Genomic DNA, 16,662 nt, shown 5'->3' on the forward strand with positions numbered 1-16,662 from the left:
TTGACTATACATTGCTGTTAAATGAATTAATCTTGAACCAGTATAAGCTCAGCTAACAGAGGCAATATGACGCCTGAAGAAACCGGCAAGGCCTACGACACCATTACTCACCTTTGGACTCGCCCTGAATTTAATCAGAAAAATGGCATGACGGCCTATCAAAAAGCCCTGTCATTTTTGCCGAACATCCCATCACAAGATCCCGATACAGTGCCAAGCGAAGCGCCTAACAAAAGAGAAGCGCCTAACAAAGGAGAAGCGCTAAATAAAGGAGACGAGAGCAATCAAGTCAAACCAAAAAAACGAGGTTACGCGCTAGACATAGGTTGTGGATGCACAAACCGCTTTGTTCCCATTATCGAAAGCGCAGGGTTAACTTACGAAGGTATTGATGTATCCGAAGAAATGCTCGCCATTGCGACAACTCAATTACCCGCCCATACCTTCTATTGTGCCGACGTGTGTACATTCACTATGCCCAAGCACTATTCGTTTATAAGCGCTTGGGATAGCTTTTGGCATATTCCTCTAACGCAGCAAGAGCCTTTGCTTAAGAAGCTAGTGAACCACTTAGCCGATGACGGCGTGTTACTTTTTAGCTGCGGGGGCACAACAGAAAGTGGAGAGCACACAAATGAAGTGATGGGCCCAGAAGTCTACTACGCCTCGCTAGGGCTACATAGATACTTGGAAATATTGATCGAAGCGGGCGGATTTGTTCGCCACGTTGAGTTTGATCAGCACCCTGAGCTACACACTATTATCATTGTGCAAAAAAAGCCGCGCAAAAAACTCAGTAGCAAAAATAAAACGGGATAATGCACTAAGAAGACTTAGAAACGCAGCGTGCTAGGCGCGCTCTCCCTAAATAAGGTCAACGATACGCTCCAAAAACGCTAACTTTGCGATGTAGCTAGTTCACCGCGTTTATCTAAACGATAAAAACTCCACGCCAGTGTCACGCCGCGAGCGAGTAAAAAGCCGAGTAGGGCGTACCACAGGCTAACATTACCTTGGTCTTGCGTGAGATACCAAACAGGGAAATATACACCTAAAGCACTTATTATCATGGTATTTCTCATGGCGCTGGCTCGAGTGAGACCAACAAACACGCCGTCGTACAAAAAACACCAATGCGCTAATAAAGGAAGTAATACCATTAGGCCAAGATAAGGTAGCGCAGCATCTACAATGTCACTATGCTCCGTAAGTAACGTAATAATAGCCTCACCGCCAGCGAAAAATATCAAGCTATAAATAAGAGCAAAAATACTCGACCAGACTAACCCTTGGTAGGTGCGTCGTTTCACTTCGCTGCTGTCAGACGCCCCTTTGGCTTCACCGACCAGCGCTTCCACGCCATACGCAATACCATCAAGCCCCAATGCAATTAGAACAAAAAACTGCATGAGTATAGCATTGACGGCCGCCGACGTTTCACCGTAACGGGCCCCTTGAATAGTGAGGAACGCTAGGCAGCCTTGCAGTGCCAGGTTTCGTAATAGCATGTCACCGTTAAGCTTCATCAGTACTTTCCGAGCAGCACGGTTGAACCACGATGTACTTACGGCTACACCGCCAACGCACTTAAGCGCCACGGCGAACGCCATTATAGCCATGGTGTATTCAGCGATAACACTGGCCAGCGCTACGCCAGCCACGGACAAACCAAGACCGAACACAAACGCCACATCGAGTGCCGCATTTAATAAATTTCCCACTATTTGAATAGCCATGACGCTGCGCGTTTTTTGCTGCCCGACAAGCCATCCAACCAATGCCAAGTTCAGCATAGCCGCTGGCGCACCCCATACCCGCGTCGAGAAATAGTGTTGAAGGTGAAGGGCGACGTCACTGTTTGGCTGAGTCAGAGCTAAGCCTATAGACAAAATGGGAGATTGAAGAGCAAGTACCGATGCCCCCAATACCAAGGCAACAGCCACCGTTTGCCACAACACTTTTGCTGACTCTAACGTGTTATTCGGCGAACCTTTAGCTTGTGCACTTAAGCCCGTTGAAGACATGCGAAGAAATCCGCACACCCAGTATATTTGCGTTAGAATTAGTGCGCCTACCGATGCTCCCGCAAGCATTGCAGGTAAAGACATATGCCCCAAAACTGCGGTATCAACCAAGCCCAATAGGGGCGTGGTAATATTTGCTAAGATCATGGGAAGCGCTAACGCCAACAGACGGGAATGGTCGTCAAAAAAAGAGCGCTGAGTTACTTGGGAACGGGGCATAAATGATCTCAGTAGGGGTTAATTTCGCTATATACTATCAACCTAGGCAACAGCATAAGTAAAAACTTACCTGCGTGACCAAATATAATATTGGCCAATTTGCGTAATTTTGAAGTTTACCATGCTATTGAATTTGTTCAGGCACTCAGTGGATGATGATATGAAAACCAACAATGTAATTCAAAATAGAATGATGATTCGCTCGCGTTTGAAGATCTTTTCTTTAACGTTGTTGGGGCTCTTCAATATGTTGCTGGCCTCGCCTAGCTTCGCTTCAGATTCTAGTACGAGTGCCACGCCTAACGCGGCCATTTTGCTTTACCACCATGTGTCGTCTTCAACACCGGCCAGCACTAGTATTTCTCCTGAAGCCTTTAGATCGCACATGGAATACTTGGACAAACACCACACTGTTGTTTCGCTAAAGGACGTTGTTGAAGCAATACAACACAATAAAACACTGCCCGAAAAAGCAGTGGCTATAACGTTTGACGATGGTTACGCGAATATCTTACACAATGCTCATCCTATTCTGGCTGACCTTGGCTTTCCATACACAGTGTTTATCAATCCCGATGAAATTGGCGTAGGCCCGAAGCAGCTAACGTGGGAGCAAGTAATTGCCATGCACAACAACGGCGTTACTTTTGCCAACCATACGCTAGATCACCTTCATATGCTAAACGGTGAGCAAGCGATGGGTGAGCGCGCATGGCTGAAAAAAGTGTGGGAAAACGTAGAAAGTGCTGAAAAGAAAATAGAAGATAAGCTGGATATTAACCTTAAATATTTAGCGTACCCGTTTGGCGAGTACAACACCGCGCTTGCTAATAAGCTCAAAACTGAAGGTTATGTTGGATTTGGACAGCACTCTGGGGCTGTAGGCCCATCTAGCGACATGCAAGCCCTTCCACGGTTTCCAGCGGCAGGTCCTTACGCAAATTTGGCAACGCTCAAGACCAAGCTTAATAGCCTTGCTATGCCAGTAACGCACAGTTCACATGAAAACCCTCGTATGACAACGCGAAAGCTATCATCGCCGATAAGCTTAACCATAGACAGTGATGATGTGCGCCTTACCCAAGTAAATTGCTTTTTCGCCGGCGACCCTATAAAGACAAATGTTGAAGGTAATGTGCTTAGGTTTAGTCTTTCGGAAACACTTCCCGTGGGACGTTCACGGGTGAACTGTACAGCACCATCCAATACTCAAGCTGGACGGTATTATTGGTACTCAACGCCTTTCTTTGTAGCAGATAAAAGTGGCAATTATCCTGACTAAGTAAATTAAAAATTTTGACTTGGAATTAGCCTGATGTGGGGCTCGCGCGAGTTCGCGTCAATGAACTCGCGCTTACATAAGGAAACGTTTACCTAAACTGGACGAGCAAAGCGGATAAAGCCTTTATTAATAGACTCTTCCACAAAGTCATGGTGTTGATAAAAACGGATAGCCGACACGTTCGATACTTCAACATCGAGCACAAGCTTACGTTTCTTGAGTTTTTCCGCTCGCACCTGCATAGCATCCATCAGCATAGAGCCCACCCCGGTTCGTCGGGCGCTTTCTTCAACGGAAAGGTGTCCAATCATTAGTTCAGTATTGGTGGGGGGCGTAAGGTTTACCGCTACTGTTTGGTTACGCATGAGTACTGTCATAGCTTCATCAAGCGTAAAGTATGACGTAATGCTGTCTAGGGTTGCTCTATCAAATGCGGCACCCAGTTTGCTATGCCAAGCAGTTACCACACCTAGCACTTCGTCACCACTGCATGCCACCCAATGATTGTTGAAGCCATACTGACCGCCGCCTAGTTCCCAAGCATGAGCAAGGTAGCCATCGGCTGTTTTATTCTTATTATGTCCAAAAATAGACGTTAATAATGACTGCGCCGCGTTCAATATGAGCGGCGTAGTTTGCGCGGCATCAGATGCCACACCTTGCCTAATTTCTATTTCCATACTACTGCTTCGAGGTAATTATCGGCATATCTGCCAATATTTGCTGAGAATCACTTATCGATAGCTTTCCTGGCTCTCTTTTTGGTTTGAATCTTCCTATCACCCTAGCATCAGGGTCGACAAGTACAACAGATGCACTGTGATCAACTAAATAGTTGGGGTTATCGGTACTTTCAGCAATAGCATACATCATCCCTAAATTACGTACGAACGGGAATAGCGCTTTGTGCTCTCCGGTAACGGCGATGAACTCCTCATTAAAATAGCTCACATACTCTGAAAGTCTTTCTATTGAATCGCGATTCGGATCAACGGATACAAATACAACTCGAATTGGTTCGACAGTATTTAATGCCTTTAGTTCAGGGTATATTTCGTTTAACTCGGCCATGGTCGTGGGGCAAATATCTGGGCAAAATGTATAGCCCACAAATACTAAGCTCCATTGGCCTTTGAGCGAGGAATTATCGAATACGTCACCTTCATGTGACGTTAGTGTGAAAGGTGATAATGCTCTTGGCTCAGGGTAGGTTTGAAAGTATTCAGGCTGACTTTCAACACTTGGAGGCGCGATATAAAGCGCCCCGACAATGCCCGCACACAACGCTAAAAATGCTACAAGGCCGACAATAGTTCGTTGGTTCATAAACTCAATGGAATGTAGTGATCTAAGAGTAATACTACAAACAATACCATGAGATGAATAATAGAGAACCTAAAAGTTTTCATTGCTGTTTGAGGCTGTGCATCAAATTTTAGCTTTAAAGCATAATATAAAAATCCAATGTTAAGCATGCTTGAGCCAATTAAATAAATGAGGTCACTCATACCTGTAAGGTAGGGAAGCAGGCACACAAGTCCTAGCAACACTGTATATAACAATACTGAAGTTTTCGTAAATGAAACACCATGTGTGACTGGCAGCATAGGCACCTTCGCTTTGGCATAGTCTTTTTCTCTATGGATGGCGAGGGCCCAAAAGTGGGGAGGGGTCCAAGTAAAAATAATCAGTACCAAAAGTAATGCATGGGCATGTATTTCCCCGGTAACCGCAGTCCAACCTAAAAGTGGTGGAGCTGCCCCAGCTAAACCGCCAATCACGATATTTTGCGGTGTCGCTCGCTTTAAGTACATAGTGTAGATAAACGCGTAGCCCACTAAACTTGCTAGGGTTAACCACGCGGTTAACATATTTACAAATAAGGCCAACACCACGAACCCTACCACACCTAAGATACCGGCAAACCACAGCGCGTTGTTTATACTGACTTTGCCTTTCGCGACAGGCCGATTAAACGTACGTGCCATGACGCTGTCTATTTTATGGTCGACAACGTGATTAATAACGGCAGCAGACGCAGACAACATACCAATACCCAATAAGCCGCAGATGAGCACAGTTGCGTTTACCCAAGTAGGCGTAGCTAAGCACATTCCCACTAACGCGGTTAACAGCAACAACATGACGACATTAGGCTTAGTCATTTCATAGTAATCTCGCCACGTGACTACATTGTGCTTGCGTGAAGTACGCGCATGTAAAGAGACCGATTTAGCCATGGAAACCTCCTGGAGCTTTAGGGAGAATATGAGAAGACGTTGACGCGTTAAATGGGCCCTGCAAAGGCGCTTCATGTATGCTAAATGCACCTGCCCCCTGCAGTGGTTTCGAGCCTGAGAATGAGTCTGTTCTTCGTTTTTCTGTACCAAAGACGTTATCGTTTTCTAGTGCCAGAAATACGGTAAAAATGAGGTTGAGTAGGGAAAGAAGTAACACGGCTGCTACTGCATTATGCATTACAGCGACAGCCAATGGCAGCATAAAGATAATGTTGCTAAGCCCTAATGCCACCTGCGTACACAAGGCTACCAACATAAACGCGCTCACATATTTTTGTTTACTTGAGGTATGGCGGCTTACCAACACACTGATACCCAGTGCTAGCAAGTATAAAAACGTAATGACCGCACCGAACCTATGCACTATGTGCATAGTGACTCGCTCGCCGTAATCGTGAGCACCGAATTCATAGTTGTCTGCATCAGGCACACTGAATGCGCCTGCCAAATCAATTCGTTCCTGCCAACCGCTTTCACAAACCGGCATTTCCGTACAAGCTAAGGCCGCATAATTTGCCGAAGTCCACCCTCCCAGAGCAATCTGCGTAACAAGTACGCCGAGTCCAACAAAGGCGAAAAGTTTGAGGTTTCGCTGAAAGGCTCTAGCTTGAGGTAAGTCGACAATGCCCTGAACATGCATAGCTGACGCTATGGGCGCTTGTTTAGTTTTCGGTGCACCGCCTGCGGTATTGCGCAAGCGAAGATAGAGAATAAATAGGCAGGATATTACGGAGAAGCCTCCTAACAAATGCCCCATTACAACAACGGGAAGCAGGTTGAGCGTCACTGTCCACATACCAAGTGCAGCCTGGAAGATAATAAGCCCCAGCAGTAACAGTGGTAATTTAACGGGCGTGCCTTTGTCGCGCTGCCGAACAGCAATAATGGCAATAGCCAGTACACATAGCCCTAAGGTTCCTGCAAAGTAGCGGTGGATCATCTCATTCCACGCCTTAAATGCTTCTACCGGACGCTCTGGGTATGCGGCGTTTGCCTGTGCTACCTTTTCTTCACTTAAGGGGACGGTTAAGTTTCCGTAACACCCAGGCCAATCCGGGCAGCCTAATCCGGCATCGGTCAAACGGGTATAGGCACCTAAAATGATAACAACAGCAGCTAAAAATATACTGAATAGGGTTAACTTTTTCATAGCGTTTATCCTATGCGTGATAGCTTTAATAGCTTTCTCATGTCCGCCAGCATGTTACGGCTTTCCATCACCGCGTCTTTTCTATCGTCTTTAATTTCGTAAAAGAGCATGGCGTTATTTTGAGTATCGACGATATAAACACTGCTAGAGGCGAGGGCGGTTGGCGTGGTAACCGGCAAGGTTTCTACAAAGGGGTAGTCCGCTAAGGCTGCTATCGCTACTTGATCACTTGAATCGCTTGTAACGACCACGGCTTGGGCGCGATCAGACTCTTTACCTAAAGCAAGCCATACTTGGTTAATGCTAAATAGTGCGTTTTCACACACTGCATCGCACTCATTCGGCATGACGTAAAGTAAACGCCACTTAGGCTCTGCATCTTTCAAAAGTGCACTCATGTCGATTGTTGGCGCAAGCAGCTGACCTTTATTAGTAGCGCCTTTGGTAAACCAATCGTTGTCAAGTGCAAGCTTCGCCATGACAACAGGCAAAACAAACACAGCTACCATGATAATTAACGTTTTTTTCGAAGCAGCATTACTCATAACTACGTCCTTTCTTATTAATTGCAAAACCACCTATGGCCGCAGCGGCAATGGCTAAACCAAACCACTGAACGGCATAACCCAGGTGCTTTTCGGGAGACATTACAACGGCCTGATGTTCGCGAATAAACGCTGGGTCAGGCGTAGTAAGCTGGAGAATAAAAGGTAAAAAATTTCGCTCTAAGGCGTCGTTTAATTCGGGAAATTCGATGTGCTGAACAAGCGCAGGGCTTTGCGCCAAGGCCATGTTGGTTTCTTTAACTAAAGGGTTATTACCCGGAACACTGATGACACCGGTAAAATCGCGAATTTCGCTCGTTAAACTTATATCCGGCAAAGTGCGAGTTAAATCTGGTGAGGGCACCCAGCCAAAGTTCACTAAAAGCCAACCGGCATTGGTATATACCGGCGCTATCACGTCAAACCCTACCCGTTGATTGTAAATCTGGTTATCTAAAAGCAATACGTGATTTGCATCTAAGGAACCACTGAAAGAAACGGTGATATCTCTCGGATCTGTGTGGTTCAGCGCCTCTTCTAAACTCAAGGTTCCATTACTTTGCTTTTGCGCTATGCTAGCTAAACGTTGTTGCTTTTGAACCATGCGATCAAGTTGCCAGTAACCTAACCCGCACATAATCGCCACACTAAAGCCTGTGAGTAACCAAGGAATAACGTGGCGAGTGCGAAAAAGCATGATTATCTCGCACCCTGCAAAATGAGAATAAAAACTGAGGTGAGTATGTTGATAAAAATAGTCCTTGTTGCGTTGGTACTGTACATGATTGTTAATCTGTTCATGGCGATGCGCATCATGATAAAAAACGACACATCTAAGGGGCCAATGAGTAAGTATATTGGTCGACGAGTGCTCACTTCTGCCGTCATTGTTATTATTATTCTTATTGCTATTGGTACCGGTTTAATTACCCCAAACCCAAGGCCTTATTGAGTTTGGGGTGTTGTTTCTAAAGCACGTAAACGAAGAGATAGAGCATGACCCACACTACATCTACAAAGTGCCAATACCAGCTTCCCGCCTGAAAAGCGAAGTGGTTTTCTGGTGTGAAGTGCCCCTTCAACACTCTAAAAAATAATACAATAAGAATGATGGTACCGAGGGTCACATGCATACCGTGAAACCCTGTAAGCATAAAGAAGGTGTTGCCATAAATGCCTGACTGAAGCGTAAGCCCCAAGTCGCGATAAGCATGAATGTACTCTTCCACCTGTAAAAACAGGAACCCACACCCGAGTAAAATGGTAATGCCTAGCATTAGGGTCAACTGCTTGCGTTTGTTTTGCTCTAGACCCACATGAGCGAAGTGCAGTGTGATTGATGAGATAAGCAAGATAACCGTGTTGATTGTGGGTAAACCCGCAGCACTCATTTCTTGTGTGGTAGTGCCGCCTGGCGTTGATACCAGCGGCCAGATTGCCTCAAAAGTCGGCCATAAGACTTCATTGGTCATAGCGTTATTCGATGCGCCACCAAGCCATGGAACCGAGATAAACCGTGCGTAGTAAAGCGCACCGAAAAACGCGGCGAAAAACATTACTTCAGAGAAAATAAACCAGCTCATGCCTTGTCGATATGAACGCCCCAGCTGGTCGCTGTAAAGCCCAGCCATAGACTCATCAATTTGGTTTTTAAACCAGCCCACTAGCATAATCAGCAATACGGCTATTCCCGCTAAAAGGATATGACCGCCATAGCCGGTTTCGCCTTTGGTCGCCTGCACCACATAGTTGCCTGCACCTACAGCGATAAGAAATAGAGCGACGGCCCCTACAATGGGCCATGGGCTTTGCGCTGGTACATAGTATTTTTGATATTCGTGATTCTGTACTTCGGTTTGCATTTTCTTCTCCTTACCCCTTCTGCTTATTCGCCAGTTGATGGTGTCGAAGCCATAAAGGGATTCGGTGTTGTCGTTAGGTCACTGGCTCGCGCTGTGACGTCATAGAGTGTGTACTGCAAGGTAAAAAAGGTTATATCTTCAGGAAGCTGCGGGTCTACGTAGAACTGCATAGGCATATAGGCCTCACTCCCCGCATCAAGTGGCTGCTGATTGAAGCAGAAGCATTCCGTTTTATTCAGATAGAGCGCTGCTGTGCCAGGGGATACAGAGGGAATGGCTTGGGCGACGATATTACTTGATGCAGGATTTCTCACATAAAACGATACCGTGTTTAGCTCGCCGGGGTGCACTTTCACACGCTTGGTTTCAGCGCGAAACTCCCACGGCATACCGGTATTTGTGCGAGTAATAAATTCTACGGTCACTTCTCGCGATTCATCAATCTCAACTGATTGGTAAACGGCTGCCGTGTTCTCGGTTTTGCCATTAATTCCCGCTACGTCACAGAATACGTCATACAAGGGAACCAAAGCGAAGCCAAAGCCAAACATGCCTATGACAATAGCAACAAGCTTGATAACCATTTTGTTATTTGCACTTTGCTGTGACATCACGCAACCTCCGAGTAACTCCAAAAGTGAAGCTTGGTAAACGCTTTTTTAGCCGCTTATCTCCCTCACCACCTGCAATGTGTGAATACCATCCTTACCGCTGCATTTTAGCGCTTTACAAGAATGGTCAATTCACAAATCCCACCTATCGTTACTTGACGACAGGCGGAGTTTCAAACGTATGGTAAGGCGCAGGTGATGGAATTTCCCATTCCAACCCTTCAGCGCCGTCCCAAACTTGCGCCGATACTGCTTCACCTTGCTTTTTGCACGCCTTAATAAGCAGGGCAAGAAAGATGAGCTGAGATAAACCGAAGGCAAAACCACCCAAGCTTATCCATTTATTAAAATCAGCGAACTGCAATGCATAGTCAGGAATACGGCGTGGCATACCTGCCAAACCCACAAAGTGCATAGGGAAGAACAAGACATTTACCGATACTAAAGAACACCAGAAATGCCATTTAGCCAAAGTAGTGTCGTACATTTTGCCTGTCCATTTAGGCAGCCAGTAATACACGGCCGCCATAATTGAAAAGACCGCCCCTGTTACCAGAACATAGTGAAAGTGAGCCACAACAAAGTAGGTATCGTGGTACTGGAAGTCCACAGGTGTTATCGCCAGCATTAGTCCAGATAGTCCACCAATGGTAAACAGCACGATAAAAGCAATAGCGAACATCATTGGCATTTCAAAGCTTAGTGAACCACGCCACATGGTCGCTACCCAGTTAAACACTTTTACCCCAGTTGGTACCGAGATAAGCATGGTGGCAAACATGAAGAACATTTCCATGTACACCGGCATGCCCGTGGTAAACATATGGTGAGCCCAAACTACAAAAGAAAGCAGTGCGATAGACGCCGTGGCGTAAACCATAGAGGCATAGCCAAACAGTTGTTTTCTAGAAAAGGTAGGGACAATTTGAGAAATAATGCCGAAAGCGGGCAAGATCATAATGTAGACTTCAGGATGCCCGAAGAACCAGAAAATATGCTGGAACATCACCGGGTCGCCACCACCTGCAGCATCAAAGAAGCTGGTTCCGAAAAACTTGTCTGTCAATACCATGGTCACCGCGCCAGCAAGCACTGGCATTACCGCAATCAGCAAGAACGCTGTAATAAGCCACGTCCATACAAATAGCGGCATTTTCATCCAAGTCATGCCTGGCGCACGCATATTAAAGATGGTCACTATCACGTTAATCGCACCCATAATGGATGAGATACCCATAATGTGAACAGAGAACACAAACAATGCTGTCGAATCGCCACTGTAGGTTGTTGAGAGCGGCGCATAAAAAGTCCAACCGAAGGCAGGGCCGCCACCTTCCATAAATAGCGAGCTAAGCAGAATTAAAAAAGCGCCAGGTAAAATCCAAAAGCTCCAGTTATTCATGCGCGGCAATGCCATATCTGGGGCGCCGATCATCATGGGGATGAGCCAGTTTGCGAGCCCTGTAAAGGCAGGCATTACAGCACCAAACACCATGATAAGCCCGTGCACAGTGGTCATTTGATTGAAGAAATTTGGTTCTACAATTTGTAGGCCGGGCTGAAACAATTCAGCGCGAATAACCATGGCCATTGCGCCGCCAACCAAAAACATGATGAAGGCAAACCACAGATACAGTGTGCCTATGTCTTTGTGGTTAGTGGTAAACAGCCAGCGCGTTATTCCTTTAGGAATATGGTCGTGATGTTCATGGTCATCATGTAGATGATCGCCATTTACTTGACCACTGTGAGGCGCAGAGGTATCTGGCGAAATAACTTCAGTTGCTTTGCTCATTTGTCTGCTCCTAGTTTCCGTTTGCCACTGCATTGACGTCTTTGGCCTGCACCATATCGCCCGTGTTATTGCCCCACGCATTGCGCTCGTAAGTGACTACCGCAGCAATTTCTTTAAGGCTCAGCATTTTGCTAAACGCTTGCATGGCTGTACCCGCCTTACCATGAAGTACAATGTCGATGTGACCTTGCTGATCCTCTAACGCCATCTTGCTGCCTTTAAGTGCTGGGAATACACCTGGTAAACCCTCACCATTTGGCATGTGGCACGCTGCACACGTAGCGTTGTAAACGCGCTCGCCTTCTTTCATCAATTCATCCATAGACATATTCATAGAAAGTAGACGCTGCTCTTCTTCTTTTGCTTTGCGAACAATTTCTTCTTGTTCACCCATCCATTTATCAAATTCAGCTGGCTCTTTAGCAATCACCACAACCGGCATATAGCCGTGGTCTTTTCCACAAAGCTCTGCGCACTGTCCGCGATAAATACCAGGCTCATTCACTTTGGCCCAAGACTCGTTAATAAAGCCCGGGTTGGCATCTTTTTTCACAGCAAAATCCGGGACCCACCACGAATGGATAACGTCGTCAGAGGTAATAAGAAAACGTACTTTTTTCCCAGTTGGAATAACTAACGGACGGTCAACTTCAAGCAGATAATTGTCGGTTTTTTGAAATTTGTTCTCTATTTGCTCACGCTGAGTAGCAAGCAGTGAGTAAAATTCTACGTCGCTGTCCATGTACTTGTAGTGCCACTTCCACTGTGAGCCTGTTACTAGCACAGTCATGTCAGGCTCAGACGTGTCTTCCATCGCAATAAGCGTGTTTGCCGCAGGCACAGCCATAAAGATGAGAATAAGAAAAGGTACAACGGTCCACGCTATTTCAACCTTCACGTTCTCATGAAAGTTAGCGGGCTTGGCGCCACGAGACTTTCTATGCAGATACATTGAGGCGAACATCACGCCAAAAACTACAACCGCGATACCTACACAAATGAAGAACATCAACATATGCAGATCATAGACCTGCCCACTGATGTCGGTAGCACCGCGTCTCAAATTAAGCGAAGAGGCTTCTTCACTAACTTCTTGTGCAAGAAGCAAAGGGGAGAAAAGCAAAAATGGTATTATTGAACACCACTTTGCAAAAACGGTCGTTAGTTGTTTCACTCAGCACCTCCGTAATAGCAAGACCAAAAACGCTGATTATTTTGCGCGCTGCCCTACCAAATGGTTTGCGAACGATTGACCCATCACCTCAACTTGTAAAACAAATTTAGAGTCATTGTTATTATTTTGTTAATCTCTGTATAAGAATTGCGCAATAATGCCGTGTCGTCTAGTCTTTTCTATTAAAAATTTAATGAAGAGGCTAATTTTTAACCATTTCTTGTGGCAGGCTTACGTTACAATTTTGTTGGAGAGGATATTGGGCGTGCTCGCGGCGCTTAAAAAATCAAACGCGCATTTTGAACGGGGTGTTGATGAGGATGAAGCTTCATTTGGTCATAAAATCAACAATTAACACATCGCTCGTCCTATTTTTCAAACAAACTTTCAAATAATAAATGTGTATTAGCCAATTCATTCTCGGGCCAAATAGCGCATATCTTTCGCACAATGGTGATGCCAGATTTCGTAGTTTTGAGACATACTAACAAACGCTAACCTAAGAAAATTAACTAAAATATGGTACTAAAAGGCATAAAAAAAGCGGCTAATACGCCGCTTTTGATTGAAGATGCTAAAACCTTACATCCAGTCGGCGTTTCTAATAACACCTACGGCAATACCTTCAATAGCAAAAGGCTCGCTGGCAAGGTCTACCTTAATTGGCGAAAACTCTTCGTTTTCAGCATGAAGTAAAACTTCACGACCGCGTTTCTCTAAACGCTTCACCGTAACGTCTTCATCCACCCGCGCGACCACTACCTGACCGTTGTGGACATCAGTTGTGCGATGCACAGCAAGAAGATCGCCATCCAAGATACCGATGTCCTTCATGCTCATGCCGTTTACACGAAGTAAAAAGTCTGCCTGAGGCTGAAACAAAGCAGGGTCGACCTTGTAGTGGGATTCTACATGCTCTTGCGCCAAAATTGGCTCACCAGCCGCCACGCGCCCTATTAGAGGCAAGCCTTCTTCTTCTGGTGCAGTATCCTCGAGGGGGATATTTAACTTAATACCACGCGAGGTACCAGGCAAAATTTCAATTACGCCCTTACGCGCCAATGCCTTCAAATGTTCTTCTGCTGCGTTGGCAGAACGAAAACCAAGTTGACGAGCTATTTCCGCGCGCGTAGGCGGCATTCCCGTTTCTTGCATGGTTGTTTTAATAAGTTCTAAAACTTCAGTTTGTCGAGCTGTGAGTGGGCGCATAAAAGACCTGTCTGTTCATACAGTTCCTGTAAGTATATACACCTAAAAGCAAATAACAAGCGCAAAGTCTTGAAACTATGGAGCAAGCTGCATGGGGCTAGCACCTAGTATATAAAAACTAGGGGGCTTAAGGCTGTCAAATACGTGAAACCTCGCGCAGCCTTAAGTTTTCATTACTCTAAAATAACTTGATTTCGGCCATTCTTTTTCGCCGTATATAGCAGTTTATCAGCTTTGGAAAGTAACACACTAAAGTCAAGATTCAAGCTATCCTCAGCAAAGACAGCACCAATACTTATTGTCACGAATATCGTGTCTTTCTTGTATTTAACTTCTGTTTTTTCAACAGCCTCTCGAAGTTTGTTAAATCGCCTTTCTTCGTCTCTTTTGTTGTCTGAAATTGCTACTATCGCAAACTCTTCTCCACCAAGACGTGAAACAATATCGGGCTCCACATAATATTCTTCGATGAGGTGGGCTACTGAAATTAGAGCTTGGTCTCCTGCATCATGTCCATAAGTATCGTTAACCTTTTTAAAGTGGTCTATATCGATTACCGCTACGCTCACTCTATTGCTTTGTGCAGAGAGCTGATGGCATTTATCAACAAAAGCTCGTCGATTGTACAGCCCAGTTAGCGAGTCAGTCATGGCCAGCTTACGCAACTTCTCTTCAGCTATCGCGCGTGATTCTTCCAGTTCAACCGCATAGAAAAGACCGGCTAATGCATCTAATAGAGGTTGCAAAAACTCAGCATCATCGAAGGTGTAGGGCTCGAATTTATTGGCTAAACCAATCATGCCCACCACTCTATCTTTGATCTTAATCGGTAGCCCTAAAAATCGACTAATGCGGGGGTGCCCTTGGGGCACCCCTTTTGAGTTTGGATGACTTCCTGAGGCATTACTAATCGTTACCTCACCGGTTAAAATTGTGGTACCGAAAAGGTTATCGAAACTACTGAAATACAAGTTTCGCTTTTTGTACTCGTTGTATTGCGTAAAGCTGCTGCTGTCCCAGACTATTTCAGAAATAGCATGAATAAACAGCTTCGATGCATCGCCTTCACCTTTCATTTGCCCAATGAAAGCGAACTGACTATCCGAGATATCAATAAGCTCGGGTAATACCGTTTGGCAGGCCATGGTTAAATCGTTGTTCTGAAGATAAGAGGCACGGGTTTTATTTATAAATTGAAGTAGTTGGGTTTTCTTTTTCTCATGAAGCTCACTTTCCATTCTCTGCGTAATGTCGCGATGAATACCAGCAACGCGAATAGCCTTACCCGTAACGTCAGATTCGACGGTTTTTCCATAGGTTTCAACCCAAACCCACGCGCCGTTAGTATGTTTCATGCGAAACGTGGTATTGAAAACCTTACTTTTACCAATGATGTGCTCGTTTAATTGTTTTTCTACTTTTACATAGTCCGCAGGGTGAATTAACTGCCTGAAAAAGCGAGAGCTGGTATCATAGTACTCATATTCCATACCGACGATATCACACCAACGCTTGTTTACTTGGTTTACGTCAGCGGCCAAATTCCAATCCCATGTGCCCAATTCAGAGGCTTCCAATAACAGCCGCATGCGCTGGTTTGTTTTGTTGAGCTTGTCTTCCACATATTTTTGGTCGCTGGTGTCAAATAAGAACGCCTGAACTGAAGACAACATACCGTCTTCACGGAAACTCGCCGTAGAGATCATACTTACCCAAATGGTACGTGTGGGCGTGGCTATTTGAAGACGACAAGTATGCGTTTCCACGCCCTCCATATGCGCCTGCATGGCAAACGTAAAGTCGCCCTCAGCGTCCTGCGTTAAAACATCGCCAAGCTCAACTGCACCGCTCAGTAAATCTTGGGACGATATGCCCAAAACGCGCTCACTATTATTTGAGATATGAACCAGTTTGAGCGACGTAGTATTTCGCCACGTAGCCAGAACAATAGGGGACTTTTCTATTAGCCCATGCTCACGCTTGAGTGCTTCATGCTCTTTAGAAAGAGAAATATGCTGGCTAACAAGCGCACCAATTCTATTCAGCACTTCAAGATATTTGGCATCAATTTCTCGAGGAACAGTATCGATAAGACAGACAGCACCAATAATCTCATCATTAATTTCAATGGGAGTTCCTGCATAAAAGCAGATGTGCGGCTCGCCCGTGACTAATGGATTATCTTTAAACTTGGGGTCCTCGTGGGCATTGTTAACAACAACTTGTTTGCGCTCTTCTACAACACGACTGCAAAAGGCATGCTCACGGCTCACTTTAGAAAGTGTAGTTCCATATCGCGCTTTGAATGTTTCTTCAAATTCACCAACAATTCCTATTAGCGCGATGGGCACCTTATATGCCCCTGCTAACACAACCATAAGGTCGTCAAGATCTAACGGCACCTCATCACTGAGCAAAAAGTCATCAATCGTCTTTAACCGGTTTTGTTCATCCACTACTACATGCTCACATTCATTAACCCTTATAAAAG

16 protein-coding genes are annotated in these 16,662 nt (G+C 45.4%); 3 read left to right on the plus strand and 13 right to left on the minus strand.

Going from position 1 to position 16,662, the window contains the following annotated elements; genetic code table 11:
• The first annotated feature begins 66 nt into the window (after nt 1-66).
• The gene (locus ACXAGK_RS14085) at nt 67-819 is read left to right on the plus strand and encodes a class I SAM-dependent methyltransferase (RefSeq protein WP_474856709.1); all 753 of its coding nucleotides are present in this window, start codon (nt 67-69) and stop codon (nt 817-819) included.
• 77 nt (nt 820-896) lie between these two features.
• On the opposite strand, the gene ACXAGK_RS14090 is transcribed toward ACXAGK_RS14085, so the two are convergent.
• Nucleotides 897-2,243 (minus strand): MATE family efflux transporter, encoded by a 1,347-nt coding sequence (locus ACXAGK_RS14090; RefSeq protein WP_474856710.1) that lies wholly within the window; start codon nt 2,241-2,243, stop codon nt 897-899.
• A 121-nt stretch (nt 2,244-2,364) separates the two neighbouring features.
• Between ACXAGK_RS14090 and ACXAGK_RS14095 the strand changes: the two genes are divergently transcribed.
• Nucleotides 2,365-3,525, plus strand: coding sequence for a polysaccharide deacetylase family protein (locus ACXAGK_RS14095; protein WP_474856711.1), 1,161 nt, complete (start codon nt 2,365-2,367; stop codon nt 3,523-3,525).
• Nucleotides 3,526-3,617: 92 nt separating this feature from the next.
• Here the strand turns inward: ACXAGK_RS14095 and ACXAGK_RS14100 are convergent, their stop codons facing one another.
• From ACXAGK_RS14100 to ACXAGK_RS14125, 6 genes are read right to left on the minus strand one after another with little or no spacing between them, the layout of a single operon-like run.
• Entirely contained in the window at nt 3,618-4,205 is a 588-nt protein-coding gene (locus ACXAGK_RS14100; RefSeq protein ID WP_474803502.1) for a GNAT family N-acetyltransferase, read from the minus strand.
• Nucleotide 4,206: 1 nt separating this feature from the next.
• Nucleotides 4,207-4,851 (minus strand): SCO family protein, encoded by a 645-nt coding sequence (locus tag ACXAGK_RS14105; RefSeq protein WP_474856712.1) that lies wholly within the window; start codon nt 4,849-4,851, stop codon nt 4,207-4,209.
• Nucleotides 4,848-5,765: a heme o synthase gene (gene cyoE / locus ACXAGK_RS14110; RefSeq protein ID WP_474803497.1), complete on the minus strand. Its 918-nt coding sequence runs from the start codon at nt 5,763-5,765 to the stop codon at nt 4,848-4,850. The genes ACXAGK_RS14105 and cyoE overlap by 4 nt, the downstream gene beginning before the upstream one ends.
• On the minus strand, nt 5,758-6,975 hold the full coding sequence (locus tag ACXAGK_RS14115; RefSeq protein WP_474856713.1) for a COX15/CtaA family protein: 1,218 nt from the start codon (nt 6,973-6,975) through the stop codon (nt 5,758-5,760). The genes cyoE and ACXAGK_RS14115 overlap by 8 nt, the downstream gene beginning before the upstream one ends.
• A gap of 5 nt (nt 6,976-6,980) precedes the next feature.
• Nucleotides 6,981-7,520 (minus strand): hypothetical protein, encoded by a 540-nt coding sequence (locus tag ACXAGK_RS14120; RefSeq protein WP_179985043.1) that lies wholly within the window; start codon nt 7,518-7,520, stop codon nt 6,981-6,983.
• A complete protein-coding gene (locus ACXAGK_RS14125) occupies nt 7,513-8,217 on the minus strand; it encodes an SURF1 family protein (RefSeq protein ID WP_474856714.1) in 705 nt (234 codons plus the stop codon). Before ACXAGK_RS14125 ends, ACXAGK_RS14120 begins: the two co-directional genes overlap by 8 nt.
• Before the next feature lie 45 nt (nt 8,218-8,262).
• On the opposite strand from ACXAGK_RS14125, the gene ACXAGK_RS14130 reads away from it, so the two are divergent.
• Nucleotides 8,263-8,472: a DUF2909 domain-containing protein gene (locus ACXAGK_RS14130; RefSeq protein WP_474809186.1), complete on the plus strand. Its 210-nt coding sequence runs from the start codon at nt 8,263-8,265 to the stop codon at nt 8,470-8,472.
• Between the two features lie 16 nt (nt 8,473-8,488).
• Here ACXAGK_RS14130 and ACXAGK_RS14135 read toward each other — a convergent pair whose 3' ends face one another.
• The 6 genes from ACXAGK_RS14135 to ACXAGK_RS14160 form a co-directional block, all read right to left on the minus strand.
• Entirely contained in the window at nt 8,489-9,382 is an 894-nt protein-coding gene (locus ACXAGK_RS14135; protein ID WP_474803488.1) for a cytochrome c oxidase subunit 3, read from the minus strand.
• A 23-nt stretch (nt 9,383-9,405) separates the two neighbouring features.
• A complete protein-coding gene (locus tag ACXAGK_RS14140) occupies nt 9,406-9,993 on the minus strand; it encodes a cytochrome c oxidase assembly protein (RefSeq protein WP_179985293.1) in 588 nt (195 codons plus the stop codon).
• A gap of 151 nt (nt 9,994-10,144) precedes the next feature.
• Nucleotides 10,145-11,788, minus strand: a complete 1,644-nt coding sequence (gene ctaD, locus ACXAGK_RS14145; protein ID WP_474856715.1) for a cytochrome c oxidase subunit I — start codon at nt 11,786-11,788, stop codon at nt 10,145-10,147.
• A gap of 10 nt (nt 11,789-11,798) precedes the next feature.
• A complete protein-coding gene (gene coxB, locus ACXAGK_RS14150) occupies nt 11,799-12,962 on the minus strand; it encodes a cytochrome c oxidase subunit II (RefSeq protein WP_474803483.1) in 1,164 nt (387 codons plus the stop codon).
• Between the two features lie 582 nt (nt 12,963-13,544).
• A complete protein-coding gene (gene lexA / locus ACXAGK_RS14155) occupies nt 13,545-14,171 on the minus strand; it encodes a transcriptional repressor LexA (RefSeq protein ID WP_474803480.1) in 627 nt (208 codons plus the stop codon).
• 173 nt (nt 14,172-14,344) lie between these two features.
• Complete coding sequence (locus ACXAGK_RS14160) at nt 14,345-16,627, minus strand: sensor domain-containing diguanylate cyclase (protein WP_474856716.1); 2,283 nt, start codon at nt 16,625-16,627, stop codon at nt 14,345-14,347.
• Nucleotides 16,628-16,662: the final 35 nt, after the last annotated feature.

The organism is Alteromonas sp. ABM1_013 (assembly GCF_056160505.1).